This window comes from Nonomuraea antri (genome assembly GCF_013283785.1).
Taxonomy (GTDB): Bacteria; Actinomycetota; Actinomycetes; order Streptosporangiales; family Streptosporangiaceae; genus Nonomuraea; species Nonomuraea antri.
On sequence record NZ_JABCPZ010000562.1, the window covers coordinates 1 to 1,131 of the forward strand.

Annotated in this window: 1 protein-coding gene; it reads right to left on the reverse strand. The window is 69.5% G+C overall.

All coding sequences use genetic code 11. The features are described 5' to 3' along the window. Positions 1-41 precede the first annotated feature (41 nt). Positions 42-908, reverse strand: coding sequence for a WD40 repeat domain-containing protein (locus HII36_RS55370; protein WP_173531418.1), 867 nt, complete (start codon positions 906-908; stop codon positions 42-44). Between the last annotated feature and the right edge of the window lie 223 nt (positions 909-1,131).

The window sequence follows — 1,131 nt, forward strand, 5'->3', positions numbered from 1 at the left end:
TCCCAACCCCCAGCCGGCGTGAGCGCGGGCCCGCCCGCCACTCAGCCCCATGCGGCGCGTACCCAGGTTCCCTCGTCCTCGTCCAGAAGAGAGCCGAACTCCGCGTCCACGACGGAAACCCATCCCAGCTGCCCATAACCGACGAGCAGTCTCTCTCCGGCACGGTCGAAAGCGAGATCGGCCCAGGCCGGGTCCGCCAGGCGGTGTTCCCGCTTGAGCAGGAGCCGCCTGGCGCCGGTCCCCACCGAGACGAGGGACACGCAGAACGTGGCCCCTTCGTCGTCCGAATGCGCGGCCGCGAGCCGTGTTCCGTCAGGCGACAGCGCCGCACCGAGAATCTGGAAAACGCCAGGGACATGGTCCTGGAGGAGAGGCGTGGGGCCGGACAACGCACCGGACACCGTATAGCCGGCCACTTCCCTGTGCTGCGGCCCGCGCGCGGTGCCCACTCTCGCCAGCATCAGCCGATCGGCGGAACACAGCGTCATCGAGAAGACATGCGAGGTCGACGGCCGCATCGGCACGATCGACGGGCATGCACCGGGTTCGTCGATCCTCACCAGGTGGATCTGCTCAGCCAGGCGAACCGTTCCGACGTCGACCGCGACCGCCATGGTCTCACCGTCCGGAGACAGCGAAACGGCCGACACCCTGCCCTGATCGATCCGCCAGACCTCCACCGGCTCCGCCCCGGGCTCGGCCCTCATCACGTGGACGCGCGAGCCGCCGTCGAAGTCCGCGGTCGCCGCGACGATGGTCTCGCCACGCACCGCCACGTCACCGGTCCAGTCCTCACCCACCGGCGAGTTCACCTGCCAGGGCCTGGCCGCGCCGGCATCGGCGTACCACGAGAGCACGGGCGACGCATCGCTCGATTCCAACCCTCTGACCGCGACGAACGACTCCATGATTCCGCATGCCCCCAGCTTGTATCGGGCCCCGCATCCGCACCCCATCGCCGAACGCCTGCAGGACGCTTCGATGCTGCCGGGAGGCGCCTTGATAGGCGGACTGTCAGGCTGGGGACGTGGATGCAGGTCATCCAGCTATCCGTCTCCTCGCCGTGCACCCCGAAGCCGGTGGAACCGCCTCAGCGAGACCCGACCGCGGTGGCTGGGCGGGGTGGTGGGG